Annotated in this window: 13 protein-coding genes and 1 pseudogene; 5 read left to right on the top strand and 9 right to left on the bottom strand. The window is 71.4% G+C overall.

Annotation, left to right across the window (positions count from 1 at the left end):
• Window positions 1-33 precede the first annotated feature (33 nt).
• Window positions 34-741, bottom strand: coding sequence for a phosphatase PAP2 family protein (locus BIU89_RS08430; RefSeq protein WP_071245802.1), 708 nt, complete (start codon window positions 739-741; stop codon window positions 34-36).
• Window positions 742-839: 98 nt separating this feature from the next.
• Here BIU89_RS08430 and poxB point away from each other — a divergent pair, with 98 nt between their 5' ends.
• Window positions 840-2564: a ubiquinone-dependent pyruvate dehydrogenase gene (poxB, locus tag BIU89_RS08425; RefSeq protein ID WP_027467199.1), complete on the top strand. Its 1725-nt coding sequence runs from the start codon at window positions 840-842 to the stop codon at window positions 2562-2564.
• Between the two features lie 66 nt (window positions 2565-2630).
• Here the strand turns inward: poxB and BIU89_RS08420 are convergent, their stop codons facing one another.
• The gene (locus BIU89_RS08420; protein ID WP_071245800.1) at window positions 2631-3314 is read right to left on the bottom strand and encodes an SDR family NAD(P)-dependent oxidoreductase; all 684 of its coding nucleotides are present in this window, start codon (window positions 3312-3314) and stop codon (window positions 2631-2633) included.
• 101 nt (window positions 3315-3415) lie between these two features.
• Between BIU89_RS08420 and BIU89_RS08415 the strand changes: the two genes are divergently transcribed.
• The 3 genes from BIU89_RS08415 to BIU89_RS08405 all read left to right on the top strand — a co-directional run bounded on the left by BIU89_RS08415 (window position 3416) and on the right by BIU89_RS08405 (window position 5894).
• Window positions 3416-4258: a helix-turn-helix transcriptional regulator gene (locus BIU89_RS08415; RefSeq protein WP_071245798.1), complete on the top strand. Its 843-nt coding sequence runs from the start codon at window positions 3416-3418 to the stop codon at window positions 4256-4258.
• 317 nt (window positions 4259-4575) lie between these two features.
• Complete coding sequence (locus BIU89_RS08410; RefSeq protein WP_071245796.1) at window positions 4576-5373, top strand: L-threonylcarbamoyladenylate synthase; 798 nt, start codon at window positions 4576-4578, stop codon at window positions 5371-5373.
• A 20-nt stretch (window positions 5374-5393) separates the two neighbouring features.
• Complete coding sequence (locus BIU89_RS08405) at window positions 5394-5894, top strand: hypothetical protein (RefSeq protein WP_027467203.1); 501 nt, start codon at window positions 5394-5396, stop codon at window positions 5892-5894.
• A 52-nt stretch (window positions 5895-5946) separates the two neighbouring features.
• Here BIU89_RS08405 and BIU89_RS08400 read toward each other — a convergent pair whose 3' ends face one another.
• The 5 genes from BIU89_RS08400 to BIU89_RS08375 all read right to left on the bottom strand — a co-directional run bounded on the left by BIU89_RS08400 (window position 5947) and on the right by BIU89_RS08375 (window position 9590).
• Entirely contained in the window at window positions 5947-6366 is a 420-nt protein-coding gene (locus tag BIU89_RS08400) for a Rid family hydrolase (RefSeq protein WP_071245791.1), read from the bottom strand.
• Between the two features lie 43 nt (window positions 6367-6409).
• Window positions 6410-7084: a hypothetical protein gene (locus tag BIU89_RS08395; protein ID WP_071245789.1), complete on the bottom strand. Its 675-nt coding sequence runs from the start codon at window positions 7082-7084 to the stop codon at window positions 6410-6412.
• 398 nt (window positions 7085-7482) lie between these two features.
• Window positions 7483-7782 carry a Dabb family protein gene (locus BIU89_RS08385; RefSeq protein ID WP_083404257.1) on the bottom strand — a complete coding sequence of 100 codons (300 nt, stop codon included), beginning with the start codon at window positions 7780-7782 and terminating at the stop codon, window positions 7483-7485.
• A 42-nt stretch (window positions 7783-7824) separates the two neighbouring features.
• Window positions 7825-8712, bottom strand: coding sequence for an SDR family oxidoreductase (locus BIU89_RS08380; RefSeq protein WP_027467207.1), 888 nt, complete (start codon window positions 8710-8712; stop codon window positions 7825-7827).
• Between the two features lie 146 nt (window positions 8713-8858).
• On the bottom strand, window positions 8859-9590 hold the full coding sequence (locus tag BIU89_RS08375; RefSeq protein ID WP_071245783.1) for a S1 family peptidase: 732 nt from the start codon (window positions 9588-9590) through the stop codon (window positions 8859-8861).
• A gap of 188 nt (window positions 9591-9778) precedes the next feature.
• Here BIU89_RS08375 and BIU89_RS08370 point away from each other — a divergent pair, with 188 nt between their 5' ends.
• A complete protein-coding gene (locus BIU89_RS08370) occupies window positions 9779-10492 on the top strand; it encodes a GAF and ANTAR domain-containing protein (protein ID WP_071245781.1) in 714 nt (237 codons plus the stop codon).
• Here BIU89_RS08370 and BIU89_RS08365 read toward each other — a convergent pair.
• Together BIU89_RS08365 and BIU89_RS18895 are read right to left on the bottom strand one after the other, a co-directional pair.
• Window positions 10489-11472: a diacylglycerol/lipid kinase family protein gene (locus tag BIU89_RS08365; protein WP_083404256.1), complete on the bottom strand. Its 984-nt coding sequence runs from the start codon at window positions 11470-11472 to the stop codon at window positions 10489-10491. The genes BIU89_RS08370 and BIU89_RS08365 overlap by 4 nt on opposite strands.
• A gap of 19 nt (window positions 11473-11491) precedes the next feature.
• A pseudogene (locus BIU89_RS18895) lies at window positions 11492-11644 on the bottom strand (acyl-CoA desaturase); the annotation flags it as partial.

Below are 11644 nucleotides of genomic sequence, written 5' to 3'. Positions count from 1 at the left end.
CCCAGCCCCAGCCCCAGCCCAACCCGCCCGGCGTCAGCCCCGCCCCGGCCGCAGGAACGGCACCCGCGGCATGAGCCAGTCGACCCACACCACCCGCACCCCCGGCGCCACGGCGAGCGCCCACAGGATCGAGGCAGCGGCGTCGGTCGGGTAGTGGACCGCGTCGATCGACACCGCGAAGAACACGATCACGATGGCCACGACCCCCAGCGTCAACGCCAGTCGGTGCCACCGGGTCTCGCGGAGCAGCCAGATCAGGGCGACCACGAACGCCGTGATGTAGACCGTGTGCCCACTCGGGTACCCGGGGTCGGGCTGCACGGGGAACGGGTGCGGCAGCACGGCGACGTCGGGCCGGGCGCGGTGCACGATCTCCTTCACGATCGCGGACGGCACCCACGTGATCGCGATGGTGCCGCCGAACGCCAGGGCCGGTCGCAGGTTTCGCGTGCGCCACCAGATCACGGCGACGACGACGACCGTGATCCCGATCGCCGGTGCGGGACTGATCACGTGGTAGACCGCCGTGCTGAACGCCCCGATGAACCCGGTGTGCAGCGCGTTGAGGGCCTTGGACAATCCGACGTCCACGGTGCCGAGGGTGAACCCGACGATGGTGATGACGACGACCGCGATGACGGCGATCGCCACCGAGACGAGCGGGTACGGCGAGCGCTCGAGGATCCCGTACGCGGCGGGCTCCCGTCGGCGGGGACGGAGGAGCGGCGCGTCGTCGGTCATCCCGCCATCGTCGCAGCACGACCCCGGCATCCCAGGGCGAGTGAGCCTCACAAAACTCCGAAAGCGTTCAGCGCAGCGGTCGCGAGTAGACAGGGCACATGCCAACCGTTGCCGAGAACATCGTCGCCACCCTCCGCGCCAACGACATCCACCGGGTCTACGGCCTGCCCGGGGACTCCCTGAACGGCTTCACCGACGCCCTGCGCAAGGACGGCACGATGCGGTGGGAGCACGTCCGTCACGAGGAAGCCGCCGCGTTCGCCGCCTCCGCCGAAGCCGCCCTGACCGGTGACCTGACCGTCTGCGCCGGCAGCTGCGGGCCCGGCAACCTGCACCTGATCAACGGCCTGTACGACGCGAACCGTTCGCGGGTGCCGGTGCTGGCGATCGCCGCGCACATCCCCACGGCCGAGATCGGCTCCGGCTATTTCCAGGAGACGCACCCGCAGGAGCTGTTCCGCGAGTGCTCCGTCTACGTCGAGTACGTCGCCGACCCCGTCCAGATGCCCCGCCTGCTCGAGATCGCCATGCGTGAGGCGATCGAGAAGCGCGGCGTCGCGGTGCTCGTGATCCCCGGCGACGTGCTGCTCGCCGAGGCGAAGGACGACCGCGCCACCCGCATCGAGCGGGCCACCCCGCGCATCGTGCCGAGCGAGACCGAGCTGCAGCGCACCGCCGACCTGCTGAACGGTGCCGACCGGATCACGATCCTGGCCGGAGCCGGCGTCGCGGACGCCCACGACGAGGTCGTCGCCCTGGCCGAGCGGCTGCAGGCCCCGATCGTGCACGCACTGCGCGGTAAGGAGTACATCGAGTACGACAACCCGTACGACGTCGGCATGACGGGGCTGCTCGGCTTCGCCTCCGGGTACCGCGCGATGGAGGACGCCGACGTCGTGCTCATGCTCGGCACGGACTTCCCGTACCAGCAGTTCTTCCCCGCCAAGGCGAAGCACGTGCAGGTCGACATCCGCGGCTCGCAGCTCGGCCGACGGCACCCCGTCGACATCGGCCTGGTCGGCACCGTCAAGGACACCGCGCTCGCGCTCATCCCGCTGCTGACCGGCTCGCACCCGACGAAGCACCTCGAGGACTCCCTCAAGCACTACCGGAAGACCCGCGAGAAGCTCGACGACCTGGCGGTGCCGGCCGGCAGGAAGAAGCCGCTGCACCCGCAGTACGTCGCCCGGGTGCTCGACCGGCTCGCCGCCGAGGACGCCGTCTTCATCCCCGACGTCGGCTCCCCCGTCGTCTGGGCCTCGCGCTACCTCACCATGAACGGCAAGCGCCGGCTGATCGGCTCGTTCGTGCACGGCACGATGGCGAACGCCGTCCCGCAGGCGATCGGTGCGCAGACGGCGTTCCCGGACCGGCAGGTGATCGCCCTGGCCGGAGACGGCGGGCTGACGATGCTCCTCGGTGAGCTCATCACGATCGTGCAGAACAAGCTGCCGGTGAAGATCGTCGTGTTCGACAACTCGTCGCTCAACTTCGTCGAGCTCGAGATGAAGGCCGCCGGCTTCGTGAACTACGGCACCGAGCTGCAGAACCCGGACTTCGCCGCCGTCGCCGAGGCGATCGGCATCAAGGGGTTCCACGTCGACGTGTCCGACGACTTCGAGGACGCCATGGCCGCCGCGCTCGCGCACGACGGTCCCGCGCTCGTGTCGGTCCGCGCGAACCGCCAGGAACTCTCCATGCCCCCGGCGGTCACGCTCGAGCAGGCGAAGGGCTTCACGCTCTACGCCATCCGCACGGTGCTGTCGGGTCGCGGCGACGAGCTGCTGGACCTCGCGTCCACCAACGCGCGCCAGCTGCTGTAGACGCGACCGGACGACGGCCTGGAGGCCCGTGGCGGCGCCGCCACGGGCCTCCAGGCCGTCACGACGTCACCACCCGAGCGTCTGGCCGTCCTCCAGGAACACGCCGGTGGGGCCCTCCGGGCCCGCGCTCGCGGCGGCCGCGATCGTCGCGGCGCTGACCTCGACGGGGCGACCGTGCGGGTTCGGCATGCCACCGAACTCGGTGGCCGTGTAGCCGGGCTCGATCGCGACGAAGTGCACCTCGGGCACGACGCGTGCGTACTGCACCGTCAGCATCGAGACGGCGGCCTTGGACGCGCCGTAGACCACGGCCGGCACGGTGAACGCGGGCTTCGACGGGTCGTGGGTGGCGGTGAAGGAGCCGAGCGCGCTCGACAGGTTCACCACGATCGGGTTCGCAGAGCGACGCAGGAGCGGCAGCGCGGCCTCGGTCGCGCGGATGGTGCCGACGGCGTTCGTGTCGAAGACGGCGAGTGCGTCCGGGCCGCTCTGCCCCCAGACGGCGATGCCGGCGTTGTTGACCAGCACGTCGAGTCCGCCGTTCGCGTCGACGTGGGCGAAGGCCGCGGCGACCGAGTCGTCGTCGCGGACGTCGAGCTGGACGGAGCGGGCGCCGATCTCGGCGGCGACCGCGGCGCCCTGGTCGGCGTCCCGGGCCCCGATCCAGACGGTGTGGCCCGCCTCGACGAGCTGGCGGGCGGTTTCCTTGCCGAGGCCGCGGGTGGCCCCGGTGATGAGTGTCGTTGTCATGGGTCCAGCGTCACGCTCGGCGACGACCGCGGGGAGTCGCCCCGTTGTCGTAGGACCGGCAGGGCCAGGACCCGGTCGCCCGTCGCGCGCAGACTGGGGACATGGCGGACACGGACTTCGCGCACACCCTGCGGCGGCTGCGCGACCACGTCTCCCCCGAGGCGGCGGGCATGGTCGTCGGGCCGCGTCGGCGCGCGACCGGCCTGCGGCGTGAGGAGCTGGCCGGCCTCGCGGGGATCTCGGCCGACTACCTGACCCGGCTCGAGCAGGGGCGGGCGACCTCGCCGTCCGCCCAGGTCGTCGAGGCGCTCGCGCGGTCGCTGCGGGTCGCCGATGCCGACCGCGAGCTGCTCTACCGGCTCGCCGGGCACGCGGTCCCCGGCGCCGACGTGGTGCCGTCGCGGATCCCGCCGAGCGTGCAGCGGCTGCTCGACCGACTGGCGGACACCCCCGTCGCGGTGCTCGACGCGGCCGGGAACCTGCTCGTCGCCAACGCCCCGTACGACGCGCTGATGGGGCCGATCGGGGCACTCCGCGGGAACGACCGGAACACCGCGTGGCGGCACCTGGTGGGATCCGGCAGCCGAGCCGTGCACACGCCCGAGGAGCAGGCGGCCTTCGAGGCGAACCTGGTGGCCGGGCTCCGGATGACCGCGGCCCGCTACCCGCTCGACCGCCAGCTGCAGCAGCTCGTGCGAGACCTGCGGGCGGCGAGCCCGCGGTTCGTCGAGCTGTGGGACTCGGGCGCGACCGCGCTCGGCGAGACCGCCCGCCGGAAGGTGATCGACCACCCCGACGTCGGGCTGATCACGCTCGACTGCGACACCCTGGTCGTCGGGCCGGAGGACCTGCGGATCCTGGCGTACACGGCCGAGCCCGGGTCGGTGGACGCGGAGCGGCTGGCCCTGGCGATCGTGGTGGGGACGCAGTCGTTGGTGGAGTGAGGCGGGGGCGCCGTCCGCGGTCGGGCGGCCGGCCGTCGGCTGGCGTCCGGCGGCGTCGCACAACCAAAGTGACCTCGAACCACGCGACCACGTGGTGCGGATGCACTTTGGTTGTGCGCCGCTCAGGGGTTGTGCACGGCTCGGCACCGGCCAGCCGCGGCCGTTCGCTCGCTCGCTCGCTCGCTCGCTGCGAGCCCGCCTGAACCCTCCGGAGAAGGCCCACAGGTCGCACCCATCGCCCTTGTCCGGCTCAGACGCCGTCCCTAGGCTCCCGCTGTCAGACGATCGTCTGGCTCACGAGCGGGACGAGGACTGGCATGAACGACGACACGCAGGTCAGCATGAACCGGGTGCACTGGACCGGTGGTGTGCCGCGCAGTGCGGTGGACGCCCTGCTGCACGACGGCGGGCTGGCGGTGGTCCCCACCAAGGTCGGCTACATCCTGATGACCTCGGACCGCGCGGGCCTGGAGCGGAAGTTCGACGCGAAGGAACGCAACCGCAACAAGCCGGGCGTCGTGCTCGTGAGCTCCCTCGAGATGCTCCGGAGCATCGCGCAGCTCACCCCCGAGATCGACGCCCTGTACCAGCGGTGCTGGGACGAGGACATCCTGCTCGGGTGCATCCTGCCCTGGAGCGACGAGGGTCGAGCGGCACTGCCGACGGACGGCTCCGACGAACTCATGATGGACACCCGCGGAACGTCCTGCTTCGTCATCAAGTTCGGCGTCCCCGGTGAGCTCGCCGCCCGCGAGCTCTGGACCGAGCACGGCAGGTTCGCCTTCGCGAGTTCCGCCAACCCGTCGGGTACCGGTAACCGTGGCGTGGTGGACGGGATCGGCGAGCGCATCGCCGAGCGCGCCGACGTGATCGTCGAGGCTGACGACTACGTCGCGTCCATCCAGCCGGAGCAGAGTGCCGAGACCCGGTACGAGCAGGGCGTCATGGTGTCGATGGTCGACAGCACGGGGACCCTGATCCCGCTGCAGGACGGACGTCGATCGGTCGTCCCCGCTCCGACGCTGATCCGCAAGGGGCTCGACGTCGACCGGATCATGGGACTGCTCGCCGACACGTTCACGAGCTGGGACTACCGGCAGGGTGAGTACTACTGAGCCCGCACGAGAGGACTTCCGTGGGCCGGAACCGCCTGTCGCGTGAGGACGCCTCGAGCCGCATCACCGCGTTCGTGTACGGCAACATCGTGATCCTCGGCACGATCGCACCGATGGTCCCGGACACCGCCGAGAGCGGTCGGGGGCTCTGGTACGTCCTCGCCACCGCGTTCTCGACCTTCCTCGCACACACCTTCGCCGAGTCGGTCGGCCGACGTGCGCGGAGTGACCACCGCCTCACCGGGGAGACCGTCCGCGCCGAGCTCCGGGATTCGCTGCCCGTCCTCACCTCCGGTTTCCTGCCGGCTGCTGTCCTCGCCTACGCCTGGCTGACCGGCACATCCGGGCTCGCGGCCGAGATCATCGCGATCGCGTACCTCGTGGTCCGGCTCGCCCTCCTCGGGCCCGTCGTGGCCAGGCTCCGCGGGGAGAACCCGTCCCCGCGGACGTTCGTGGCCGGCCTCGTCCTCGCGCTCGTCGGTGTCGGCATCGCGCTGGTCAAAGCGGGTCCGGGCTTCTGAGGCGAGCGTGCGCGGGAGCGCGGGAGCGCGGGAGCCTCGACACCTCGCGCCGTCACGTGGGCTGACCGTCGGCGACGGCCGCGACGGCTTCGATCTCGACCAGCTGGTCGTCGTAGCCGAGCACCGTGACCCCGAGCAGGGTGCTCGGCACGTCGTGCGCGCCGAAGGCATCGCGCACCACCTGCCATGCGGCGACGAGGTCGGCCTGCCGCGAGGACGCCACGAGCACCCGGGTGCTCACGACGTCCTCGATCGACGCACCGGCTGCTCGGAGCGCCTCCCGCATCGTCTCGATGCACCGGGCAGCCTGGCCCGCGTAGTCGCCGACCGCCGCCGTGGACCCGTCCGGTTCGAGCGGGCAGGCCCCGGCGAGGAACACGAGCCGGGTCCCGGCCGGCACGGTCGATGCGTACGCGTACTGCGCCGCGTCACTCAGGACGTCGGACCGGATGAGACGGACAGCGCTGGCCATGCCCGTCATCCTGCCAGCAGCGACGTTCTGACCTGCGAACGCTTCAGGCGCAGTACTCGTACGGCAGCTTCGCGACCGACCCCACCCAGATCGCAGCGACCGTGGCGCCGTCCGTCCCGAGCTGGAACGTCATGTAGCGTCCGTCGGCTTGCACGCTCCACATCGAGTACGGCCCCTGCTCCTCACCGTAGGTCCCGGTGTACTGCAGGTCCGGGTACGCGGACCGCACTTCGGTCAGGGGTGCTCCGATGCCGATTCCGGCGTCGGTCTCAGGCGAGTTCGTCGTCACCGGGTCCGCCCCCACCCCGCCGATGGTCACCCCGGCGACCTTGCCGTCGCGGGGGATGACGATGAGGCCGGGGGCGTCGGCTCGCTCCCAGAACGTCGTCTCCGGGCTGGCCGGACACGCATCCGTACTCCGGGTGTAGGCGGCTGCCAGATCGTCGATCTCGCCCTGCACTGCGCCACCGAGGGCGATCGGTCCGACCTCGTCGGTCGAGATGGTCCAGGTCGCGGGGTCCGACGGGCTGAAGGCCGTGTCCGTCGCGGTCGGGGTCGCAGCGGGGGTCGGAGTGCCGGTGTCGGCCGGTGCCTCCGGCGTCGCGGTCGCCGTCACGGTCCGGGTCGGCGTCGCGGCCGGTGCGCCGGAACAGGCGGTCAGCGCCACCGCCGCGACGAGCCCCAGGGCCACGCCGGCGGTCCGGACGATGCCGCTCACGCGGCACCCGCCACACTTCGCCGCTGCCGATCAGGCGGGAGTTGGGGACCGGGTTGCTGCACCGTCCGCCAACTGCCGATCCGCGGGTCGAGCCGGACGGTGTCACCGCACTCGTCGCAGTGCGCCGCTCCCGCCTCGCCGAGCAGGATCTTCGCACCGTCGTGGACGAACGGGTTCGGGTTGCCGGGCATCGTCTGTTTCCCTCCGTCGGCGGATGTCGAACGGTCCCCGCCCGCAGGCGGGGACCCGACCGGCGCGGGCTCCGAAGAGCCACGGCGCCGGCCGGTGACCCCCGCGCCGTTGCGATGGCCGATCCACCGTACGTCGAGGCTCCACGAACAACGGAACCCCTCGACCGCCATCGCAACCAGAGCGTTACACAGCTTCCGCCGCAGCGGTCAGTCGGCGTCCTCGACGTCGAACACGATGACCCGCGCACTCGCCGCACCGATGAACTCGGCCACCGGCCGGTGCTCCGGGTGCGGCAGGTACCCGGCGAGCGCCGCACGATCGCGGAACCGGACGACGAGCATCCAGTGGAACCCGCCCTCCAGCCCCTCGGTGCTCACGCTCGTGCCGGACTGCACCGACTCGACCCCCTCGATCCGTGGCAGGTGCTCGCGTGACAGGGCCGACGCCTCGGACGACCGGTCCTCCCCGTCCCACTCGACCAGCACGGTGTGCGTCACTCCGGACACGTGGTCCCCTTCCTCGAACGCAAGAACACGAAACCCAGAACCTCAGAACGCCGGCGTCCCACCGGCGATCGTGATCGTCGACCCGGACTGGTAGCTCGACTCCGGGCTGACCAGGTGCACGTAGGCGGCACCGAGCTCGGCGGGCTGACCGGGGCGACCGAACGGCGAGCTCTCCCCGAAGTGCGACACTGTCTCGGCGTCGTCGGAACCCGGCTGCAGCGGCGTCCACACCGGCCCCGGCGCGACGGAGTTCACGCGGATGCCCTTCGGCGCGAGCTGCTGCGCCACGGCCTCGGTGAAGAGCTTGATCGCGCCCTTCGACACGGCGTAGTCGATCTTGTCCGGCGAGGGCGTCGACGCCTGGATCGAACCGGTCGTCACGATGGTCGACCCGGGCTCGAGGTGCGGCACGGCGGCCTTGGTCAGCCAGAACAGCGAGTAGATGTTGGTCTTGAAGGTGGAGTCGAACATCGAGGTGTCGAGCGTGAGGATGTCCTCGTTGCTCTCCATGCGCCCTGCGACCATGACCAGGGTGTCGAGGCCGCCGAACTCGTCGACCCCCTTCTGCACCAGGTCCGTGCAGTACTGCTCGTCGGAGATGTCCCCGGGGAACAGCACGGCGCGACGGCCTTCGGACTCGAGCAGGTCGCGGACCTGTTCCGCGTCCTCCTGCTCGTCCGGCAGGTACGAGAGCACCAGGTCCGCGCCTTCGCGCGACAGGGCGATGGCGGCGGCACGGCCGATGCCGGAGTCGGCACCGGTGACGATGCCGCGGTACCCCTTCAGCCGTCCGAGCCCTGTGTAGCTCTCCTCGCCGTGGTCGGGCTTCGGGTCCATCTTCCACGCGGCGCCCGGCAGTGACTGCTCCTGCTTCGGGTACGGCGGTGCCGGGTAGAGGGTGTTCGGATCGCGCTTCTCGTACTGGCTCATGGCCCCACTGTCGTCGCGGCGCCCGCACGGGCGCTCAGCTGGTGGGTGACGGACGCCGAGCAGGCGACCCCGGTTCTGGAGATGGGTGGGGACGCCACGGGAGGCGCGGTGCCGGCTGACACCGCGCCTCCCGTCCGTCAGGTGGTTCAGACGCCGGCCGTGGTGCGGACCCAGGACGAGGCCTGCGACAGCAGGGCGTAGTTCGAGCCGGCCTTGGTGTTCGCGCCGGGGTCGGCGCTGTCGCCGGTGGAGCAGACGGCGACGACCTTGCCGTTCACGAGCAGCGGGCCGCCCGAGTCACCGTGGTTCGAGGCGCCGGTCACGCCGGTGAGGTGCTGGGCACGACCGCCGAAGGCGTCGGTGCTCGCGCCGGTGAGCGAGACGGTGGCCTGGTAGAGACCGTCGGACTGGGTCGCGTTGGCGCGCAGGCCGTAGCCCTGGATGGTGCCGGTGCCGCTCGACTTGGCCGTCGCGGTGAGGTCGAGGGGTGCGTAGGCGGACAGCGAGTAGGCGGTCCGCAGGTGCACGAGCGCGATGTCACCCGCCGGCGAGGTGCTGACGCGGTCGACGGCGACGGCCGCGCCGCGGTTGACGGTGGAGTTCGAGTGGTACACGTTCATCGCGCCGATGCCGTCGATGCAGTGCCGGGCGGTGAGGATCCACGAGGCGTTGAGCTGTTCGCCGGTGCAGTTGCTGACGTAGCCTGCGGGGATGCTCCCGCCCGAGGCTTCGAGCTGCACCGCCCACGAGGTGGTGGGGGCCTTCTCGCCGCCGACGACCTTCGTGCTGACGGGCAGCGCGGACGCGGGCGAAGCGGCGAACACGCCGGCGGTGATGACGGCGACCGCGGCGAACGCGGCTGCGATGGACTTCTTCATGACGACTCCTCTGTCGGTGAAGCACCTGCCAGTTGCTCTGTGCAACTGATGCGTCATCCTGACCCCCTGTCCGGGGGTCGCACCAGTCCGCACTTCGACGGACGCGCCTGCTTGAGGACTCGAGAGCCGTGATCCGGTACGCGAACTGGCTGAGCCGTGCGCCATCGGTCTGGTCGTAGCGTCGAAGCATGACGACCAGTGACGCGATCGACCTGCCGGATCGGTTGACTCCGGCCCTGGACACCGACCTCGAGGTGCTCGACGCCATGGACCGTGTCATCGCGGCGTGCGTGGAGGGGACCTCGGCGACGGAGGCGGGGGTCGTGCTCGCGGACCGGTCCGGTGCGCTGCAGGTCATCGCCTCGACGAGCGAGCGCAGCAGCGAGGCCGAGGAAGCGCAGCTCGGCACGAACGAGGGCTCGTGTCTCGACTGCTACCGGACCGGCGAGACGATCGACGTGCCCGACGTGTCCACGCACGAGTCGGAGTGGCCGACGTTCGCGGCGACGATGCGCGAACGCGGGCTGCAGGGCACGTTCGCCGAGCCGATCCGTCTGCGGGACCGGACCATCGGCTCCCTGTGCGTCTTCGCCGACCACACCCGCGGGCACAGCGACCAGGACGTCGTGCTGATGCAGCTGCTCGCTGACGCGGCTTCGGCTGCCCTGGTCCGACAGCGCGACCGCGGGGTGTCGACCACGATCGAGGAACAGGTCGAGGACGCGCTCGAGGCCCGGGTGCTCCTCGAACAGGCCAAGGGCGCACTCGCCTACCGCCGGGGCATCCGCATGGACGAGGCGTTCCAGATCCTGCGACGTGCTGCTGCTGGTGCGGGCCGCGGGATCCGGGCCATGGCGGAGGACGTCGTGCACCGGGGTGCCGACCTCGGCAGCACCGGCTAGAGCGGTTCCGTCCGGAGGACCAGCCCGTGGTGGTGCGTGGTGAGCGACACCGCGACCACCTCGCCGAACGCGTCGCCGTCGAGCTGCACCCGCTCCGGGGTGTCGACGGTCAGCCGCAGCGTCCGTGCCCGGGTGTACCGGAGCGCACGCGAGGTCGGCAGCACCCGGGCCAGGAGCCGCCCGAACCGGGTGCGCGCGAAGAACCGGTTGAGCGTCAGGGCGTACCCGACCTTCGTCCACCCGAACCACCCGGCCGGCCGGAACGCCACGGCGTCGAGGATCCCGTCGTCCGGGCGAGCCGCGGGGAGCAGCAGGATGCCCGCGGTCAGGGTGCCGCAGTTCCCGACGATGATCGTGTGCGCGCTCATGCTGCGGAGCGGGCCGTCGTCGATCCCGTAGTGCACCGGGATCTGCCGGTTGCCGATCACGGACCGGGCGATGGGATCCGAGTAGGCCACCCACCCCAACCGCTTCTTCACCCACGCGTTCGTGTCCGCAGCCATGCTCGCATCGAGCCCGATGCCGGTCATCACCAGGAACGCGTGCGAGGTCGTGGTGCCCGCCGGGTCGGTCAGGTCGACCAGCCCGACGTCGATCGGGCGGTCCGTCCCGCCGAAGCCCGCACGGACGGACCGCACCAGGTCGCCGAGGGGCAGCCCGAGGTTCCGTGCGAACAGGTTGCCGGTGCCGCTGGGGACGAGCGCGACCGGCGTCCCGGTGCCGCGGAGTTCCTCGGCGACGACCCGGAGCGTGCCGTCCCCGCCGGCGACGAGGACGACGCTCGGGCGGGCGTCGCGCGCGGCCCGTGCGGCAGCCCGTCCGTCGTCGTCGGCACTCGTGACGAACCAGAGCGACTCGGCCCATCCGTGGGCGCGCTCCTCGGTGCCGAGCACCGATCGGAGGCGCCGCTGGTCGATCTTGGTCGGGTTCACGACCACCGCTGCTCGCAGCTGGTGGGCGTCGTTGGGGAGGTTCGGCACGGGCAGGGCAGGGCGGGGCTCAGTGGATCCGGAGCTCGGTCACCATCGGGCAGACGAAGGGGTCGCGGGCGCCGAGGCCGACCCGGTTGAGGTACCGGACGACGATGCCGTACGAACGCAGCAGCGTGGTCTCGGTGTAGGGCACGTCCAGAGTGTCGCAGTGGTCACGGAC

Origin of the sequence: Curtobacterium sp. MCBA15_005 (assembly GCF_001864855.1) — a bacterium.
Classification (GTDB): Bacteria; Actinomycetota; Actinomycetes; order Actinomycetales; family Microbacteriaceae; genus Curtobacterium; species Curtobacterium flaccumfaciens.
The sequence above is the reverse complement of the archived record's forward strand: the minus strand, read 5'-3'. Positions and strand labels throughout refer to the sequence as shown.

What these genes read in the sequence shown, in the direction of transcription:
- BIU89_RS08400 (WP_071245791.1), bottom strand. Translation starts at nt 6,366, where the DNA reads ATGGCCAGCGCTGTCCGTCTCATCCGGTCCGACGTCCTGAGTGACGCG.
- BIU89_RS08370 (WP_071245781.1), top strand. Translation starts at nt 9,779, where the DNA reads ATGACGACCAGTGACGCGATCGACCTGCCGGATCGGTTGACTCCGGCC.
- BIU89_RS08375 (WP_071245783.1), bottom strand. Translation starts at nt 9,590, where the DNA reads ATGAAGAAGTCCATCGCAGCCGCGTTCGCCGCGGTCGCCGTCATCACC.
- BIU89_RS08420 (WP_071245800.1), bottom strand. Translation starts at nt 3,314, where the DNA reads ATGACAACGACACTCATCACCGGGGCCACCCGCGGCCTCGGCAAGGAA.
- BIU89_RS08415 (WP_071245798.1), top strand. Translation starts at nt 3,416, where the DNA reads ATGGCGGACACGGACTTCGCGCACACCCTGCGGCGGCTGCGCGACCAC.
- BIU89_RS08380 (WP_027467207.1), bottom strand. Translation starts at nt 8,712, where the DNA reads ATGAGCCAGTACGAGAAGCGCGATCCGAACACCCTCTACCCGGCACCG.
- poxB (WP_027467199.1), top strand. Translation starts at nt 840, where the DNA reads ATGCCAACCGTTGCCGAGAACATCGTCGCCACCCTCCGCGCCAACGAC.
- BIU89_RS08430 (WP_071245802.1), bottom strand. Translation starts at nt 741, where the DNA reads ATGACCGACGACGCGCCGCTCCTCCGTCCCCGCCGACGGGAGCCCGCC.
- BIU89_RS08410 (WP_071245796.1), top strand. Translation starts at nt 4,576, where the DNA reads ATGAACGACGACACGCAGGTCAGCATGAACCGGGTGCACTGGACCGGT.